Consider the following 16698-nt stretch of genomic DNA (forward strand, 5'->3'; position numbering starts at 1 on the left):
GCAACGCCCTGATCAGCACGTTTGTTGCCAGTGGACACTGGCGGCATGTGAGCACTCGGTGAATCCGCGTTACCGACGGGTACACAAAGGCTCCGCTCCGGCATACCCTGCGCCTCATGACGGACGCGCAGGCCCCGGCCAAGACCGGCACCAACCCCCTCGCCCCCGCCCCGGTGGGCGCCCGCACCGCCGCCGACGTGGTCACCCCCGAGCTGGTCGCCCAGCTCACCAAGGGCGTGGCCGGCTCCGGTCGTACCGCCAACCACACGCCGTTCACCGGCGAGAAGCTGGCCGACCTGCCCGAATCCACGCCCGAGGACGTGCGGAAGGCCTTCGACGCGGCCCGCGGGGCCCAGGCCGTCTGGGCCCAGGTCCCGGTCCGGCAGCGCGCCGCGGTCCTGCTCCGCTTCCACGACCTGGTGCTGGAACGTCAGGCCGAGGTCCTTGACCTCATCCAGCTGGAGACCGGCAAGGCCCGCCTGCACGCCCACGAGGAGGTGCAGGCCGTAGCCGTCGCGGCCCGCCATTACGGCCGTAAGGCACCGTCGTATCTGAAGCCGAAGCGGCACACCGGCGCCATACCGACCCTCACCAAGGTCACCGAGCTGCGCCATCCGCGCGGCGTCGTCGGCCAGATCGCCCCCTGGAACTACCCCCTGGAGCTGTCCGTCGGCGACGCGCTCCCCGCCTTCGTCGCGGGCAACGCGGTCGTGATGAAGCCGGACACGGAGACCTGTCTCACGGCGCTGTGGGCGCGCGACCTGCTGATCGAGGCAGGGCTGCCCGCCGACGTCTTCCAGGTCGTCCTCGGCGAGGGCCCGGTCATCGGCCCCGAGGTCGTCCGGCACGCCGACTACGTCTCCTTCACCGGCTCCACCCGCACCGGCCGCGAGGTCGCCCAGGGCGCCGCCGCCCGCCTGGTCGGCGTCTCCCTCGAACTCGGCGGCAAGAACGCCATGCTGGTCCTGGAGGACGCCGACGTGGAGAAGGCCGCCGCGGGCGCCGTCCGCGCCTGCTTCTCCTCCGCCGGCCAGCTCTGCATCTCCATCGAGCGGCTGTACGTCCACGAGTCGATCGCGGACGCCTTCGTCGAGCGCTTCGCCGGCCGCACCAAGGCGATGCGGCTGGGCAGGTCCCTGGCGTACGGCGCCGACATGGGCTCCCTGGTCGGCGCGCGGCAGCTGGAGACGGTCACCCGGCATGTGGAGGAGGCCGTCGCGAAGGGCGCGAAGCTCGTCGCGGGCGGTGTGGCGCGACCCGACATCGGCCCGTACTTCTTCGAGCCGACGATCCTCGACGGCGTCGAGCCCGAGATGACCGTGTGCACCGAGGAGACCTTCGGCCCGGTCGTGTCGATCTACCGCTTCAAGACCGAGGACGAGGCGATCGAGCTCGCCAACTCCACGCCGTACGGCCTCAACTCGTCGGTCTGGACGAAGGACGGCCGCCGCGGCCGCGAGGTGGCGGCCCGTCTGCGCTCCGGCACGGTCAACGTCAACGAGGGCTACGCCCCCGCCTACGGCAGCGTCCAGTCCCCGATGGGCGGCATGAAGGACTCGGGTCTCGGCCGCCGTCACGGCTCCGAGGGCATCCTCAAGTACACGGAGGCCCAGACGGTGGCCCAGCAGCGGCTGCTGCCGATGGCGCCGTCGCTGGGGATGGACGACGAGAAGTACGCGCAGTTCATGAGCCGGAGCCTGCGGGTGATGAAGGCGTTCCGTTTCCGCTAGGACCGGGCCTTCGAGCCCGCCGCACCACCGCTTTCAACGAGGAGAGCACGTGTCACAGGAGAACTCTGCCCAGAAACAGGACGACGGCTCCGGGTACGACTATGACGTCATCGTCGTCGGGTCGGGTTTCGGCGGGTCGGTAACGGCGCTCCGCCTGACGGAGAAGGGCTACCGCGTAGGCGTCCTCGAAGCCGGGCGCCGCTGGACCCGCGAGACCCTCCCGAAGAACTCCTGGGACCTGAAGAACTACCTGTGGGCCCCCAAGCTCGGCATGTACGGCATCCAGCGCATCCACCTGCTGGGCAACGTCATGGTGCTGGCGGGAGCGGGCGTCGGCGGCGGCTCCCTCAACTACGCCAACACCCTCTACGTACCGCCGAAGGCCTTCTTCGAGGACCCCCAGTGGCGTGACATCACGGACTGGCAGGAGGAGCTGAAGCCGTACTACGACCAGGCCCAGCGCATGCTCGGCGTACGGCTCAACCCGACGATGACCCCGTCCGACGTCCACCTCAAGGCGGCCGCCGAGCGGATGGGCGTCGGCGACACCTTCCACATGGCGCCGGTCGGCGTCTTCTTCGGCGACGGCAAGGACGCGGGCGGGGAGGCGAAGGCCAAGCCGGGCGAAGAGGTGGCCGACCCCTACTTCGGCGGGGCGGGACCGGCCCGCAAGGCCTGTACCGAGTGCGGCGAGTGCATGACGGGCTGCCGCCACGGCGCGAAGAACACCCTCAACGAGAACTACCTCTACCTCGCCGAGAAGGCGGGCGCGGTCGTCCACCCCCTGACGACGGTCGTCTCCATCACGGACGACTCACAGGGCGGCTACGCCGTCGCGACGCTGCCGACCGACCGCAGGAAGAAGGGCGAGGGCAGGCTCTTCAAGGCCCGCCGGGTGGTGCTCGCGGCCGGTACATACGGCACCCAGACGCTCCTGCACCGCATGAAGGCGGGGGGCCAACTGCCACATCTCTCCCCCAGGTTGGGCGAACTGACCCGCACCAACTCGGAGGCCCTGGTCGGCGCGCAGACCGACAACCGGCGCTACCGCAGGGCGACGGGCGAGCCGAAGGTCGACTTCACGCGCGGAGTCGCCATCACGTCGTCCATCCACCCCGACGAGAACACCCACATCGAGCCGGTCCGCTACGGCAAGGGCTCCAACTCGATGGGCGGCCTGTCGATCCTCCAGGTCCCCTATGCGGAGGGCCGGTCGCGCGCCGGCGCCTGGCTGGCGAACGCGGCCCGCCACCCCCTTCTCGTCCTGCGCTCCCTCTCCAACCGCCGCTGGTCGGAGCGGACCATCATCGGCCTGGTGATGCAGTCGCTGGACAACTCGCTGACGACGTACCTGAAACCGGACGGCGTCGGCAAGGGCCTGCTGACGGCACGCCAGGGCCACGGCTCCCCCAACCCCAAGCAGATCAAGGCCGCTTCGGAGGCCGCGTCGGCCATCGCGGCCGACATCAACGGCTTCGCCGGCTCCAACGTCGGCGAACTCATGGGCACCCCCCTCACCGCCCACTTCCTCGGCGGCTGCCCGATCGGCGACTCGCCCGAGACCGGCGTGATCGACCCCTACCACCGCCTCTACGGCCACCCCGGCATCTCGGTCGTCGACGGGGCGGCGGTCTCGGCCAACCTGGGCGTCAACCCCTCCCTGACGATCACCGCACAGGCCGAGCGGGCGATGTCGTACTGGCCGAACAAGGGCGAGGCGGACCCGCGTCCGGCCCAGGGAGCGGCCTACGAACGCCTGAAGCCGGTCGAGCCGAAGTCACCGGCGGTCCCGGCGGAGGCGTTCGGAGCGTTGCGGTTGCCGTTCCTGGGGATGCCGGCGGTGCCGCCGAAGAAGTAGGGCACGCGACAGCCGTAGAGAGAAGAGACCAGCGACAGTCGTAGACAGAGCAGAAACAGAGAAGGACCTGCACCCCCCTCCGAGCGCAGGTCCTTCTCTGTCTTGCGTAGAGCTCTGGTGAGGCTTAGGCCTCCGCACCGACCTTGCGGCGCTTCATGGCGAACACGACGCCCGCACCGGCGACGATGGCGACACCACCGACGGTCGCGATGACCGGCAGGTTGGAGCTGGAGCCGGTCTCGGCGAGGTTGCCGCTGATCTCCTGGACCTCGCCCTGCGGCTTCTTGCCGTCGATGCCCGAGGGCTTCTCACCGTTCGGCTTGGCGGGGCCGGGGTTGCCCGGGTTGCTGCCCGCGGCGAGGACGGTGAACTCGTAGAACTCACCGTTGCCGTAGCAGGCGGCGTCCTCGCCGGCGTAGATGGCCTGGCTGAGCGCGAAGGACGCGCCGGCCGGGGCGGACGACTTCACGCGGACGCGCAGGTCCAGCGAGGCGGAGGAGTTCGCCTCCAGCTTGTCGAGGGAGGCGACGAAGCTACCGGTGAAGACGACCTTGCCGTCCTCGTCCTTGTAGAAGTCCTGGTAGCTGCTGGTCCACTTGCCGTCCTCCTTGACCTGGATCTCGGCCAGGTCGAGGTACAGCGAGTCCTCGTCGTTGACCTCGTCCGCGTACTCGGTGAACGCCTCGATCCAGACGTTCTCCAGGTCCTTGTCGGAGTTGTTCGTGGCGACGAACTCGAAGTTGTGCCAGCCCGAACCCGCGACGATCTTGCTCGGCAGGCCGGAGATCTCGGCCTTGAGGTTGTCGTCGAGGTCGAACGTCTCGCAGTCCTCGTACGGGTTCCACTCGTCGTCGCCCTCGGAGGGGGTGCTCTCCTCGGGAGCCGGCGTGGACTCCTCCTCGGCGGGGGTGCTCTCCGTGGCGGTGGGGGTGGCGGACTCGGTGGGGGCGTCGGTCGTCGGCGCGTCGGTGGGCGCGTCGCTCGTCGGGGTGTCGGTCGGCGCGTCGGTCGTGGGGGTGTCGGTCGGCGCGTCGGTCGTCGGCGTGTCGGACGGCGTCTCCGTCACGGTCTCGGTGGGCGCCGTCGGCTCGTCCGTGGCGAACGCGGCCGGCGCGGACAGCAGTGCGATCGGCGCTATGACAGCCGTCGTGGCTGCGGCGGCCAGGGCACGGCGAAGCTTCATGAAGACCTCAGAAAGTCCGGAGTGCTGCGACGTCGCAACACGCGAGTAAAAGGGAGGCCTCCGCGTGTGGGGCGCGGGTGTGGCCCGTGGTTCGCAGGGTTTGATCAGTGACAGCGGTGAATGGTTGTGCACTCCCTAACAGGTTTCTTATGTGGCCTGCATCACATCCAGGAAGGGTCTGCTCGGTCGTCCGGAGCTGACGTACGCTCAGCCGGCCGACAGCCCACGAGAGGAAGCCCACACCGCCGTGACCGAGAAGCCGTCCGAGGGCTCGTCCATACCGGACGAGGCATGGGAGAAGTTCGTCCAGGACGCCGAGCGCGAACGCGCCTCCGCCCCGAAGGAACCCTCCGCCCGCGCCCGCATGGTCACCGAGCGCCTGCGGCAGCAGGAGGCCCGGGGGGAACTGCCCGCAGGGTGGCGCACCGGCCCCGCCTGGCAGGAGATGAACGGCCGCGCCACCCGGCGCCGTCGCCGGTGGGCCATGGTCGGCGTGCCTCTCGCCATAGCCGTGGCGGTCGTGGCGGTACGGCCCTCGCTGATACCCGGCGACCCGTTCGGCAGCGCGGCCTCGTCACCGAAGGGCGGGGCCTCGTCGCCGCTCCCCGTGGAGACCGCCGCCCCGACGGCCGCGCCCGGATCCGCCGATCCCGCCGTCCCCACCGTGGCCAGGCCATTCGCCGGCTCCCCGGCCGAAGGCTGGGCCGACGGCGAGACCGGCATCGCACTGCCGAAGGCCACCCCGGTCGGCACGCTGTCCAAGGGGCAGGTGGAGCAGGCGCTGCGACAGACCGGAAGGCTCCTGGTCGACGCCAACCTCGACCCGGCCACTCTCCGCGGCGAACGCCCCGAAACCGCACTCGGCGTCATTGAGCCCCGCCAGACGGAACTGCTCGACCTGCTGACCACCGCGCTGCGCAAGCCGGACAAGGACCACGATCCCCTGTGGATGTTCAGCCGCTTCGACCCCGACGAGGTGCGGCTCGCCGGTGATGTCGTAAAGACGCGCGGCCGCATGACGTTCAAGGAGGGTGAGCACGCCTCCGTCGTCGTGCACGCCGACTACACCTTCGTCTATCCGCTCGTCCGCAAGGGTTCGACCGAGGTGGCCCGCACGATCATCCGCCGGGTCCTCGACGTCGAGCTCTCCGACCCGGCCAGGTACCAGGTCACCCCGGGGAAGATCGCCGTCCTGCGCTACGACCAGGAGATCGGCAACTCGGCCTGCGACGTGTACGACGGCTATCTGCACCCGCAGTTCGACTCGTCGCTGCCCACCGGCGCACCCCCCACCGGCCCGACGACGGACCCGTACGACCGCAGCAAGGAGATCGACGCGGACCGCGCGGAGGAGTGCGGCACCGTCTCCCGCACGTGACGCACGAGCCGACCGGCAAGAGAAGGGCCCCGCAGGCAGGAGCCGCGGGGCCCTTCTTTCGTCAGCACCGACGTCAGGGCAGCATCGGTGCCTGGGAAGCGGCGCCGGGGGGTTGCGCCGCTGGTCCGGTTACGCCCTTCGGGCCCTGGGTCGGCGCCCCGGCGCGCGGGCCGCGCACGGAAGGTCTCGACCTCTGGCAGTGCCGCCGCGCAGCGGTGCGCAGCAGGCGAAAGGCAATGCAGTTGTCTGGGGTGGGACTCGGATGTGGTGGGGCTCGGAGGGGTGGGACTTGGCGGTTTCTACGCATCGTGCTGGATGGACGCGGCCACCGCAACCGCTTGACCCAGCCTTGTACGCCTTCTTGCGCTTCGCAGGCCTTCTCGTGGGGCCTTCTTGCACTTCCGCCGGCCGGCCCCGGGCGTCCCCGGAGCCGACCTCTCTTGAGTGACCGGGCTGCTGTCCCCTGCCGTCCGGTCACCTACCTGGAGCGAGGTCCCACGGCGCACGGCACGATCCGTACGCCTCATCGCTCCAGCGAGCCACGCGTGGTTCTTCCGGGCCCGCGCCTGGCTGGCACGGACACCGGTACCAACGAAGGGTGGGGGGAGGCGTCACGCGCCGTACGGGTGAGAGGGGCCCCGAACTCAGATGCGACCGCGGCACAGTTCGAGCAGCGTCATGGCGAGCGACGTGCCCGGCTTGCCCAGCGCCTCGCTGTAGTGGCTGAGGACCTCCATCTCACGCGAGAGGTTCACCCGCCGGCCGCCGGAATTGATCCGCGCCTCCTGGATGACGGCCGAGACGGCCATGCGTTCCTGGATCAGCCCGATGATCCGGTCGTCCAGGGCGTCGATGCGTTCACGGGCACCGGTGATCACGTCCGCGGCCTCGGTGGTACGGGCGCCGGTCACGTCGATGGCGGTCATTTCGGGGCTCCTCGTCGAAGTCGAAGGGCGGTGCCCCGGAGCGACAGGATCCGGAAACGCCAGACGCCCCGGACCTTGTCGGCCCGGGGCGCCTGGGAAGTCGCTTGTCAGTTGCTCAAGCAGCACGACCATGGCAGCCGGCGGGCCGGGTGCCATAGGTAAAGAGGAAGGTCGGGTGCGTGAGCATGGGGTCAGTATGCCGGGGCGGCGGGGGATGGCCAACCTGGTTCGCATCCTGAGACGCGACCGGCTCTCGCGACGCCGATCAGCTGTATTCAGCCTGTCCGGCGTCTGAGGACGAGGCGCTTTCGGGGCCGAAGCGGGGGTCTGGGGCGGCAGCCCCCAGGAACGCCCAGGGCCCGCTCACTGTGCCCGGCCGACCCGGCGGAGCGCCCCGGTAGAATTGGCCAGCACAGAGACCCGCCCCACCGCCGGAAGGCTCCCGTGTCACCAGCGACCCCCGCTGCCGCCGCCCCCGACACCGTCCTGGTCGTCGACTTCGGCGCGCAGTACGCCCAGCTCATCGCCCGTCGCGTCCGCGAGGCCCGGGTCTACAGCGAGATCGTGCCGAGCACCATGCCCGTCGAGGAGATGCTCGCCAAGAACCCGGCGGCGATCATCCTCTCCGGCGGCCCCTCGTCGGTCTACGAGGAGGGTGCCCCCCGCCTCGACCGCGCGATCTTCGAGGCCGGCGTCCCCGTCTTCGGCATGTGCTACGGCTTCCAGCTGATGGCACAGTCCCTCGGTGGCACGGTCGACAACACCGGCGCCCGCGAGTACGGCCGTACGGATCTCCATGTCTCGAAGTCGTCCTCCACCCTCTTCGAGGGCACCCCGGCCGAGCAGCACGTGTGGATGTCGCACGGCGACGCCTGCTCCGCCGCCCCGGAGGGCTTCTCCGTGACGGCCTCCACGGACGTCGTCCCGGTCGCCGCCTTCGAGAACGACGAGAAGAAGCTGTACGGCGTCCAGTACCACCCCGAGGTCATGCACTCCACGCACGGCCAGCAGGTGCTGGAGCACTTCCTGTACCGGGGCGCGGGCCTGACCCCGAGCTGGACGACCGGCAATGTGATCGAGGAGCAGGTCGCGGCGATCCGCGAGCAGGTCGGCGACAAGCGCGCCATCTGCGGGCTGTCCGGCGGTGTGGACTCCGCCGTCGCCGCCGCGCTCGTGCAGAAGGCCATCGGCTCCCAGCTGACCTGCGTCTACGTCGACCACGGCCTGATGCGCAAGGGCGAGACCGAGCAGGTCGAGAAGGACTTCGTGGCCGCGACCGGCGTGCAGCTGAAGGTCGTGGACGCGGAGGAGCGGTTCCTCAAGGCGCTTGCCGGGGTCACCGACCCCGAGGAGAAGCGGAAGATCATCGGCCGCGAGTTCATCCGGGTCTTCGAGCAGGCGCAGGCGGAGATCATCGCGGACGAGGGTCCGGCGGTGGAGTTCCTCGTCCAGGGCACCCTCTACCCCGACGTGGTCGAGTCCGGTGGCGGCACCGGAACCGCCAACATCAAGTCCCACCACAACGTGGGCGGCCTCCCCGAGGACCTCGAGTTCAAGCTCATCGAGCCCCTGCGCAAGCTGTTCAAGGACGAGGTCCGGATGGTCGGCCAGGAGCTGGGCCTGCCGGAGGAGATCGTCCAGCGCCAGCCGTTCCCGGGCCCGGGCCTCGGCATCCGTATCGTCGGCGAGGTCACCAAGGAGCGGCTCGACCTGCTCCGCGACGCCGACGCCATCGCCCGTGAGGAGCTCACGGCGGCCGGCCTCGACCGGGACATCTGGCAGTGCCCGGTCGTCCTGCTGGCGGACGTCCGCAGCGTCGGCGTCCAGGGCGACGGCCGCACCTACGGCCACCCGATCGTCCTGCGTCCCGTCTCCTCCGAGGACGCCATGACCGCCGACTGGTCGAGGCTGCCGTACGACGTCCTCGCGAAGATCTCGACCCGGATCACCAACGAGGTGCGGGACGTCAACCGTGTCGTCCTCGACGTGACCAGCAAGCCCCCGGGCACCATCGAGTGGGAGTAGTCCTCCCGGCTTCGAAGGTCACGTCCGCTTGAGAGTGCGCACCGGCTCTCCGGGCTTCCAGACCTGGACGACGAGGTACTTGTCGTCCTCGACGTAGGTCCTGACGACCTCCGTCAGCTCGGTGCGGAAGAGGTGGAACGGCTCCGGCGGTTCCACCTCTTCGCCGTATGCGGCCTTGGTCCGCGGATCGTCGATCTCGATCGCCCGACCGCTGATCCGCACGTCACCGCCGCCCATGCTCTGCCCCTCCCCGGGGTTCGCCTGCAGCGCGAAACGCGGGTCGCGGCGCAGGTCGAGCGCCTTGAGCGAGTCCGGCATCATGCCGAGCCACAGCTCGCCGTTCAGGAAGCGGACCTCCAGACCGGTGGTGCGCGGGGAGCCGTCCTTGCGGAGCGTGGCCAGGACATGGTGGGTGAAGGCACCGAAGCGCTCTTCGACGATCTTCGCGAGCGCGGGTTCGGCGGTGGTGAAGGCTGCCCAGTTCGCTGTCATACGGCGAGTGTGGCGCCTATACCCGACATCTGCTGTCGGGTATGCGGGGTGTCGGCCCTGACGGCGGCGTCATGCCGCGTACGGCACAGGGCGGACGTACCTCTCCCGGCCCGCCTCGTCCCGGACCGGCGTGTATCCGGCCGCCGTGAGCCGCTGAGCCAGCTTCACGCGCCGGGTCGTATTGAGGCGCAGGGCGCCCAGCAGGAGCGCCGGCATCAGGACGGCGAGCGGGAGCAGGACCGCGGGCTTGGCGGTCAGCAGGGCCAGGAGCGGGAACAGGGCCGCGGAGCCCCAGGCCATGGTGAGCAGGCGCTTGCGATCGCCCACCGCCCCGAGGGAGTCGTACCGAATGAGCGCGGTGATCAGGTCGACGTCCGGCTGCGCCTCCGGGACGGGAGTGAGCGAACCCGGCCGCATGCCGGGGACCGGGCCTCCCGCGCCCGCCTGCGGGAACGCGGCCGCGTTGGCCGCCGCACGCTGCTGTGCCCGGGGGTCGGTGTCACGGACCAGGTACACGTGCAGGGTCTTGTTCTCGCCGACGCGGCGCACGTCCGCGTACCGGAAGCCGTAGCACTCGGCGAGGTACGCGAGTGCGCCGAGGGTCCGCGACCGGGCGTACGGGTGGACGAGCTCGACGACGTCCTGGGACGCGATCTGGCGCATGAGGGCGGTGACGCGGCGGTCGGCGAGGCTCACGAGGGCTCCTGGCTGAAAAGTGACGCTGAACTTCTGGTTCCGCACACCAGACCCATGAGCCCGGGCGAGGGTTGCGTGCGTCATCTTCACGGAACATGTCTGTTCTCTTGCGCTGACCGACGGTAACTTCCGCCCCGTAAAGCACCCCAGTGCTGGAGGACACATGCACGGGACGCCCCTCGGGCCGACTCCGCCCACACCGCTGCCGACCGACCGGTTGCAGTTCGCGATGCCGCCGATGCACGACTCGGTCGAGGAGGAGCGCCGGCACCGCAAGGAACGGCTCGCCGGAGCGTTGCGGATCTTCGGGCGGTTCGGGTTCGAGGACGGGGTCTCGGGGCACATCACGGCGCGCGATCCCGAGTTCAGCGACTGCTTCTGGGTCAACCCGTTCGGGATGCCGTTCAAGCACGTCACCGTCAGCGACCTCGTGCTCGCCAACTCCGAGGGACAGGTCATCGACGGCCGCTACCACGTGAACCAGGCGGCCTTCACCGTGCACTCCCAGGTCCACGCCGCCCGCCCGGACGTCGTCGCGGTCGCCCACTGCCACTCGGTGCACGGGCGGGCGCTCGCGGCGCTGGGGGAGCTGCTGGACCCGATCACCCAGGAGAGCTGCGCCTTCTACGAGGACCACGCCCTCTACGACGCCTACTCGGGGGTTGCCGTCGACGCCGTGGAGGGCCGCCGGATCGCGACCGCGCTCGGCTCGCACAAGGCGCTCGTGCTGCGCAACCACGGGCTGCTGACCGTCGGCGACTCGGTGGACGCGGCGGCCTGGTGGTTCCTGTCGATGGAACGCTCCTGCCAGGTGCAGCTGACCGCACGGGCGGCGGGCCGCCCGGTCCTCATCGACCACAAGCAGGCCGTGGCCACCCGCGAGCAGCTGGGCGGCGATCTGGTCGCGTGGATCAATTACCAGCCGCTGTGGCAGGACATCAGCCGGAGCGAACCGGATCTGCTGAGCTGACGGGTCCCCAGGAAGATCCGGTGACGGTGGGCAGGCATGGGGCTCGCGGTCAGAAACCCCGCAGGACGACCGCCTTCGTCATGGCGAACTCCTCGTCCGTGAGCACCCCGTCCCGGTGCAGCTCTCCCAACTCCCGCAGCCTGCGGAGCAGTATGTCGTGGTGGTCGGCCGGGGGCGGTACCGACGCCGCCAGCCGGTCGCGGTCGGCGTGCTCGATGCCGGTGCGGCTGGACGGGTGCGGCAGGCGGGCGGTGACCGCGGTGGCGACCAGCGCGGTGAGCAGGTCACGGCGGGCGCTGCCCCACAGGTCCAGGGCGTACGGGTCCTTCTCCGGCGGCAGTTTGGAGAACACCGTCTCGCGGGTCACGAAGCGCAGGAAGCCGTCCTCGTAGCCGGAGTTGGGCAGCCACTCGACCTGGACGAGGTCACCGACGTTGATGATTCTCGGGCCGGTCGCCCGTTTGACCCGGTCGGACGTGTCGGACCAGTCGATCCGCACCTGGGCGCCGTCGAAGGAGACCGTGCCGTCGGAGGAGCGGACGGAGACGGGGACGGGCGGGCCGGGGAGGAGGTAGGCCTTGGCCGGCTCCTTGGGGATCTGCTCCAGGAGCAGTGCGTGGCGGATCTCCTCGGCGACGTACTCGGCGACCCCGGTACGGTCGATGTCCACCGTCAGCCGGTACGGATCCGCCGTGTCGGGCAGCCGGCCGCCGGTCGCCTGGAGCAGCGGGTCGGCACCCTCCCGCAGCCGCATGCGCAGGCGCCCGCGTTTGCGTTCGGGTTCGAAGACGATGCTCGCCACGGCTTCCAGGGGTACGGCGATCTCTCCGTACGTCTGCCGGAACAGCGGCACGGAGCGGTGGAGTCCCGGCGTGATCCGGACCGTTGTGCCGTCGAAGGCCCAGGTCCCGTCGCGCTGGATGATCTCGGCCATAGAGAAATTCTCGCAGCCGGGTCAACACGCGGGTCGTTGGTCACCCGGGGTGAGGGGGCTGTCGGGCGTGGGGTGGGTGAGGTAGGGCACAATTCGCTGGCGGCGTGGGGGAGTTGTGAGTCGTGCGGTGGTGGGGCGGTCGCGGGCTCGGTGGTGGTCCGGCGGTGGTGGGCCGGGCATCGGGGTGGCGGTTGTGGTGGCCGGTATCTGAGACGGGCTGCCGATCGTGGGGTCGTGAGGTTATAAGGCCGTGAGGGCTGTAAGGCGTGAGGTCACAGGGAAGGCGGGCATCGGGCGTGGCGGTGCAGGAGGCTGGGCAGAGCGGCGCGGCAGGGGGCGCGCACGGGGGCGGCTGCGCCTGTGGGGACTGTCCGCACGGGGCGCGTGCGGGGCATCGGCGGGCCGTCGCCGAATTCCTGCTGAAGCGGGACGAGTTCGCGGCCGGGCAGGGGCTGCCGGCCGCGGTGGCCCACTCCGCCTCCGCCTCCCGGCAGTGGGTCTCCGAGGAGTTGACGCAGTCGGCGGAATTGGTCGCCGAGCGCGGGCGGGCCGAGGGCGCGGCATGGCTGGCGCGGCTGTGGTGGCGTACGGCGTGCGTTGTCTGGGGCCTGGTCGTGGTGTTGCTGCTGGTGCAGGCGCTCACGGCGATCGGGGTGGGATGGACGGCGGCGCGTACGGCCGGGCTGCTGGCGGCGCTGGTGACGGCCGGGGCGCTCACCGCGGCCTCGTGGTTCCACCGGGCGCGGGGTGGGGCGCTCGCGCCGGTCATCGGTGAGGACAACCGGCTGTCGACGTCGCGTGCGGTGGCCGGGGCTTGGGTGCTGTTCCTTGCCTACGCCGTGCTCGTGCTGGTGGGGCGGCTGGCGGCGGCGTCCGGGCACGCGGAGCGGGATGCGCTGATCGCGGGTCTTGAGCTCGGGCGGGGCGCCGGGGTGGTGACGGTGCTCGCCGTGGTGTCGGCGATCGCGATGCTCGTGCGGCGGGTGGTCGGGGTGCGGGTGCTCGGGCAGCGGCTGCAGAAGCTGCGGGCGGACCGGCCTCGAGCGGCGGATCTGCTGACGGACGATGCGGGGCGGGGGACGTTCGCGGACATCCAGTACGTCGTGATCGGCGGGGTCGCCTTGCTGTTCGCGGCGGTGCGGTTGGCGCGGCGGCCGGATCAGTTGCCCGATCTGCCGTGGGGGTTGGCGGTCGTCGTGCTGATCTCGGCGGCGACGTATCTGGCCGGGAAGTACGCGGAAGGGGGTCGGCCGGTGATCCTGTCGGTGGTGCGGGCCCGGGAGGCCGGGGATCTGGACGGGCCGATCCGTACCGGGGACGACATCGAGATCCGGGGGGCCGGGTTTGTGCCGCCCGGGGCGCAGGGGGCGGACCGGTTGTCGCGGATGGTGGTGCGGATCGGGGCGGTGCATGTGCATGTGCCGTTGGTGCCGGTGGCCGGGGGGTTCAGCAATCCGACGGATGCGGTGTTGACGGTGCCTGTGCCGGCGGATGTGGAGCCGGGGAGGGTGGAGGTGCAGGTGGTTACTGCGGCGGGGGTGGAGACGAATCGGTACGCGATTGATGTGACCGAATGACGGTTGCGGCGTGCCTCCGGCGGTTGGGCCGGGGGTGCCTGCGGGCGGCCTGTGCGGGGTCGGTGGGGGTGCGCGTTGATGCCTGCGGCGGCCTGTGTTCCTGAGTGGGGGTGCGCGTAGCGCCTACGGGGCGGTGGGTGGGTCGGGGCCGTGCCGGGGGGGGGTGTCCGTCCTCGGACCGGCGGCTGGACTTAGGCCAGGAGGTGCTGCGTGTTGACGCCGGCCACTGCGGGCGGACACCCCCCCGGCACGTCCCCTTGCCGCCGTGGGCGACTGCGGGCCCACGGGGGTACGCGCCACCGCCTAATGGCCGCAGCAGCATGCGTAGCTGCGGGCCGCCACGCCCACCCAGCCGCGGTCCGCCACAGCCTGCGTAGCTGCGGGCCGTCATGCCGACCCCGCTGCGGGCAGTCGTGCCGCTGGGGCGGCACGGGTGGGCGCAGCGGCACCCCGCCAGCGCCGGGCTGCGCGACCCACCCTCGCGACGCGGGGGTTCCCATAGGCGGGCGGAGTCGGAGAATACGGGGGGCGGTACAGGATTGAGCGGCGCAGCCATTGCGTACGTATGGTCCATTGAGGGGTCACGGCACGGCGGGCGAGAGGCGGCTACGGGCGATGACTCACGGTATGCACACGGACACGCACCTCCCCTACCTCGACGGCGGCCGGGACTGGCGGGACACCGCAACCCGTTACGCACTGCTCCCGCTCCGGGTCTTCCTCGGCGTCACGTTCATCTACGCCGGCCTGGACAAACTCACCGACGGCGCCTTCATGAAGGGCTCCGGCTCGGGATCGATCGGCGACATGATGCGTGCCGTTCGTGATTCCTCGGCCATTCCGGCCCTGGTGGACCTGGCTCTGAAGAATCCCGTTGGGTTCGGCTATGCCATCGCCTTCGGTGAGCTGGCCGTCGGGATCGGCACGCTCATCGGGCTGCTCTCCCGGCTGGCGGCGCTCGGCGGTGCGCTCATCTCGCTGAGTCTGTGGTTGACGGTGAGCTGGGCCTCCGATCCGTATTACTACGGCAATGACCTGGCCTATTTGATGGCCTGGCTGCCTCTCGTCCTCGCGGGCGCCCCCATTTTCTCGGTGGACGCCGCACTCCGTGCGCGGCGACGACAGCGGGCGGGAGGCTATCGGTAGCCCAGGTCGGCGGGTTATCGGCGGCTACTGGTGGGTGGATGCGGGGCCGCCCGTCGTCAGTGGGGTGCGTCCGGCTGTGGGTCCGGGGGTGTTGTGGTGGTGCTGTGGGGTGGTCGGCGGCGTCTGCGTATGCCTCGGGTCACGGCCGCCACCGTGGCTGCCAGGAACAGGCCGCCCATGACCAGCGGGATCACCACGAACCACGGTGTCTCCCAGGCGTCGCCCGCGTCACCGGCGTAGATGACGCCCGCGAGGGCCAGGAAGGTGCCGGCGACCAGTCGGCCGGGCTGGAACTCATGACGTAGCACGGCTCACCTCCGCCTGTCCCACGCCGACATTGAGGTCGAGGTCGAGAGTGCCCGCCTCCTTGGTGCCCGTGGGCGGTGCCAGGGTCAGCTCCTTGTGCTTGCCCGGTGCCACGTCCACGTCCCCCTTGTCGTCGCCCGGCAATTGGATGTCTCCCACGCCCACGTCGATGCTCGCTTTCACGGTCACGCCCTTGGGGACGATCACCTTCAGCTGTCCCACGCCCACATCGGCCCTGGTGGTCACGGTCCGGCCCTCGGTGAACTTCACCCGGGTCAGGTCGAGGGTGCCGACGCCGGTGCCCACGTCGTACTGCTGCTGTACGTCCGCTGCGGTCGCCGGGCGCCAGTTCCGTTCGATCCAGTGGGTGCTGATGTCCTTGGGCAGTGCTGCCGAGGCGGCCAGGAGGCCCGCGGTGATGACCGCGAGGAATATGGAGCCCGCTCCGGTGCGGCCCAGGAACGCGCTGACCGCTATGCCCAGTCCGAGGACGAGCAGCGCGCAGGACAGGCCCGTCTGCAGGCTGGTGCCCAGGGCGTGGTCCTCCCAGGTCGCGCCCGTGCCGAGGGTGCCCGCCAGGAGGGCCAGCAGGAACACCCAGCCGCCGATCCAGCGGGGGCCACGGGGCTTCGACCGCTGAGGGCGTCGGGTGTGTATGTCCTCGCGGCTGCCCCAGGTGGTGCCGAGACTGATGTTGACGGCCGCCGCGATGTCGCGGGCGGGGGAGTCGAGCGGGCCCCAGAGGTAGCCCGTGCCGCCCTCGTGGGTGCCGTCCTTGACGATGGGGTCGCGCCACCAGGAGGGGTAGGCGGCGGGGACCGGCGGTGCCTGGGCCTCCGGTGGGGCGTCGGCGACGGCCTGGGCGGCGAGCGGGTCGGGGTCGGTGGCGCTGCGGTGCCGTGACCAGTAGCCGGCGCCCGCGAGGAGCAGGGAGAGGACCACGGCGAAGGTCAGCACGCCGCCGTTGGTCAGCAGCGTCAGGAACACGCCGCAGCCGACCAGCGCGAACAGCACCGCTGTCAGCGCCTGGCCGTCCACGCGGCCGGTCAGCAGTTTGCGCACCTCGTTCTCGTCCTCGTCGTCGTATGGGACGAAGAGCCAGGCGAAGCCGTAGAAGATGAGGCCGATGCCGCCGGTCGCGGAGAGCACGGCGAGGGTGATCCGGAAGATCACCGGGTCCATGTCGCACTGCCGCCCGAGCCCGGCGCACACGCCGGCCAGCATCTTGTGCCGCCGGTCCCGCCGGAACCTGTGCGGCGGGTCGAGTACGCCCGCTTCGGCGGGCGCTCCTGCTTCCGCGCCCGCGCGTGCGCGCGGTTCCTCACCCGCGGCGCGCGCGGACGCCGCGTCGGACGGGGTGCCCGTGGGCACGGCGTCCGGCTCGGGCACGGAGTCCGCGGCGTGCTGGTGATCTGTCATGTGTCCATGGTGACGGGCGGGTCGGCCTGGCGGGAGTCGGAACGACCCTGGTCGGACC

At 70.8% G+C, this 16698-nt stretch carries 14 protein-coding genes; 7 read left to right on the forward strand and 7 right to left on the reverse strand.

Going from position 1 to position 16698, the window contains the following annotated elements; translation table 11 throughout:
* Positions 1 to 116 precede the first annotated feature (116 nt).
* Positions 117 to 1730 carry a succinic semialdehyde dehydrogenase gene (locus ACQEV2_RS25790; RefSeq protein WP_433045966.1) on the forward strand — a complete coding sequence of 538 codons (1614 nt, stop codon included), beginning with the start codon at positions 117 to 119 and terminating at the stop codon, positions 1728 to 1730.
* 49 nt (positions 1731 to 1779) lie between these two features.
* Complete coding sequence (locus ACQEV2_RS25795) at positions 1780 to 3588, forward strand: GMC oxidoreductase (RefSeq protein WP_433045969.1); 1809 nt, start codon at positions 1780 to 1782, stop codon at positions 3586 to 3588.
* A gap of 124 nt (positions 3589 to 3712) precedes the next feature.
* Here ACQEV2_RS25795 and ACQEV2_RS25800 read toward each other — a convergent pair whose 3' ends face one another.
* Positions 3713 to 4771 (reverse strand): LAETG motif-containing sortase-dependent surface protein, encoded by a 1059-nt coding sequence (locus ACQEV2_RS25800; RefSeq protein ID WP_433045972.1) that lies wholly within the window; start codon positions 4769 to 4771, stop codon positions 3713 to 3715.
* 247 nt (positions 4772 to 5018) lie between these two features.
* On the opposite strand from ACQEV2_RS25800, the gene ACQEV2_RS25805 reads away from it, so the two are divergent.
* Positions 5019 to 6149, forward strand: a complete 1131-nt coding sequence (locus ACQEV2_RS25805; RefSeq protein WP_433045975.1) for a hypothetical protein — start codon at positions 5019 to 5021, stop codon at positions 6147 to 6149.
* A gap of 644 nt (positions 6150 to 6793) precedes the next feature.
* Here the strand turns inward: ACQEV2_RS25805 and ACQEV2_RS25810 are convergent.
* On the reverse strand, positions 6794 to 7075 hold the full coding sequence (locus ACQEV2_RS25810) for a chorismate mutase (RefSeq protein ID WP_433045978.1): 282 nt from the start codon (positions 7073 to 7075) through the stop codon (positions 6794 to 6796).
* 444 nt (positions 7076 to 7519) lie between these two features.
* Between ACQEV2_RS25810 and guaA the strand changes: the two genes are divergently transcribed.
* Positions 7520 to 9100: a glutamine-hydrolyzing GMP synthase gene (gene guaA / locus ACQEV2_RS25815; RefSeq protein ID WP_433045981.1), complete on the forward strand. Its 1581-nt coding sequence runs from the start codon at positions 7520 to 7522 to the stop codon at positions 9098 to 9100.
* A gap of 18 nt (positions 9101 to 9118) precedes the next feature.
* On the opposite strand, the gene ACQEV2_RS25820 is transcribed toward guaA, so the two are convergent.
* Positions 9119 to 9592 (reverse strand): pyridoxamine 5'-phosphate oxidase family protein, encoded by a 474-nt coding sequence (locus tag ACQEV2_RS25820; protein ID WP_433045984.1) that lies wholly within the window; start codon positions 9590 to 9592, stop codon positions 9119 to 9121.
* Positions 9593 to 9661: 69 nt separating this feature from the next.
* A complete protein-coding gene (locus ACQEV2_RS25825; protein WP_433045987.1) occupies positions 9662 to 10288 on the reverse strand; it encodes a hypothetical protein in 627 nt (208 codons plus the stop codon).
* A 163-nt stretch (positions 10289 to 10451) separates the two neighbouring features.
* Here ACQEV2_RS25825 and ACQEV2_RS25830 point away from each other — a divergent pair, with 163 nt between their 5' ends.
* Positions 10452 to 11258: a class II aldolase/adducin family protein gene (locus tag ACQEV2_RS25830; RefSeq protein ID WP_433045990.1), complete on the forward strand. Its 807-nt coding sequence runs from the start codon at positions 10452 to 10454 to the stop codon at positions 11256 to 11258.
* 49 nt (positions 11259 to 11307) lie between these two features.
* Here the strand turns inward: ACQEV2_RS25830 and ACQEV2_RS25835 are convergent, their stop codons facing one another.
* Positions 11308 to 12192 (reverse strand): DUF4429 domain-containing protein, encoded by an 885-nt coding sequence (locus tag ACQEV2_RS25835; protein ID WP_433045993.1) that lies wholly within the window; start codon positions 12190 to 12192, stop codon positions 11308 to 11310.
* Between the two features lie 296 nt (positions 12193 to 12488).
* Here ACQEV2_RS25835 and ACQEV2_RS25840 point away from each other — a divergent pair, with 296 nt between their 5' ends.
* Entirely contained in the window at positions 12489 to 13769 is a 1281-nt protein-coding gene (locus ACQEV2_RS25840) for a hypothetical protein (RefSeq protein WP_433045996.1), read from the forward strand.
* 615 nt (positions 13770 to 14384) lie between these two features.
* On the forward strand, positions 14385 to 14915 hold the full coding sequence (locus tag ACQEV2_RS25845; RefSeq protein ID WP_433045999.1) for a DoxX family protein: 531 nt from the start codon (positions 14385 to 14387) through the stop codon (positions 14913 to 14915).
* Between the two features lie 56 nt (positions 14916 to 14971).
* Here ACQEV2_RS25845 and ACQEV2_RS25850 read toward each other — a convergent pair whose 3' ends face one another.
* Positions 14972 to 15223 carry a hypothetical protein gene (locus ACQEV2_RS25850; RefSeq protein WP_433046002.1) on the reverse strand — a complete coding sequence of 84 codons (252 nt, stop codon included), beginning with the start codon at positions 15221 to 15223 and terminating at the stop codon, positions 14972 to 14974.
* The gene (locus ACQEV2_RS25855) at positions 15210 to 16640 is read right to left on the reverse strand and encodes a PspC domain-containing protein (protein ID WP_433046005.1); all 1431 of its coding nucleotides are present in this window, start codon (positions 16638 to 16640) and stop codon (positions 15210 to 15212) included. The genes ACQEV2_RS25850 and ACQEV2_RS25855 overlap by 14 nt, the downstream gene beginning before the upstream one ends.
* Positions 16641 to 16698: the final 58 nt, after the last annotated feature.

This window comes from Streptomyces sp. CA-251387 (assembly GCF_050936625.1).
In the GTDB taxonomy this organism is placed as follows: domain Bacteria; phylum Actinomycetota; class Actinomycetes; order Streptomycetales; family Streptomycetaceae; genus Streptomyces.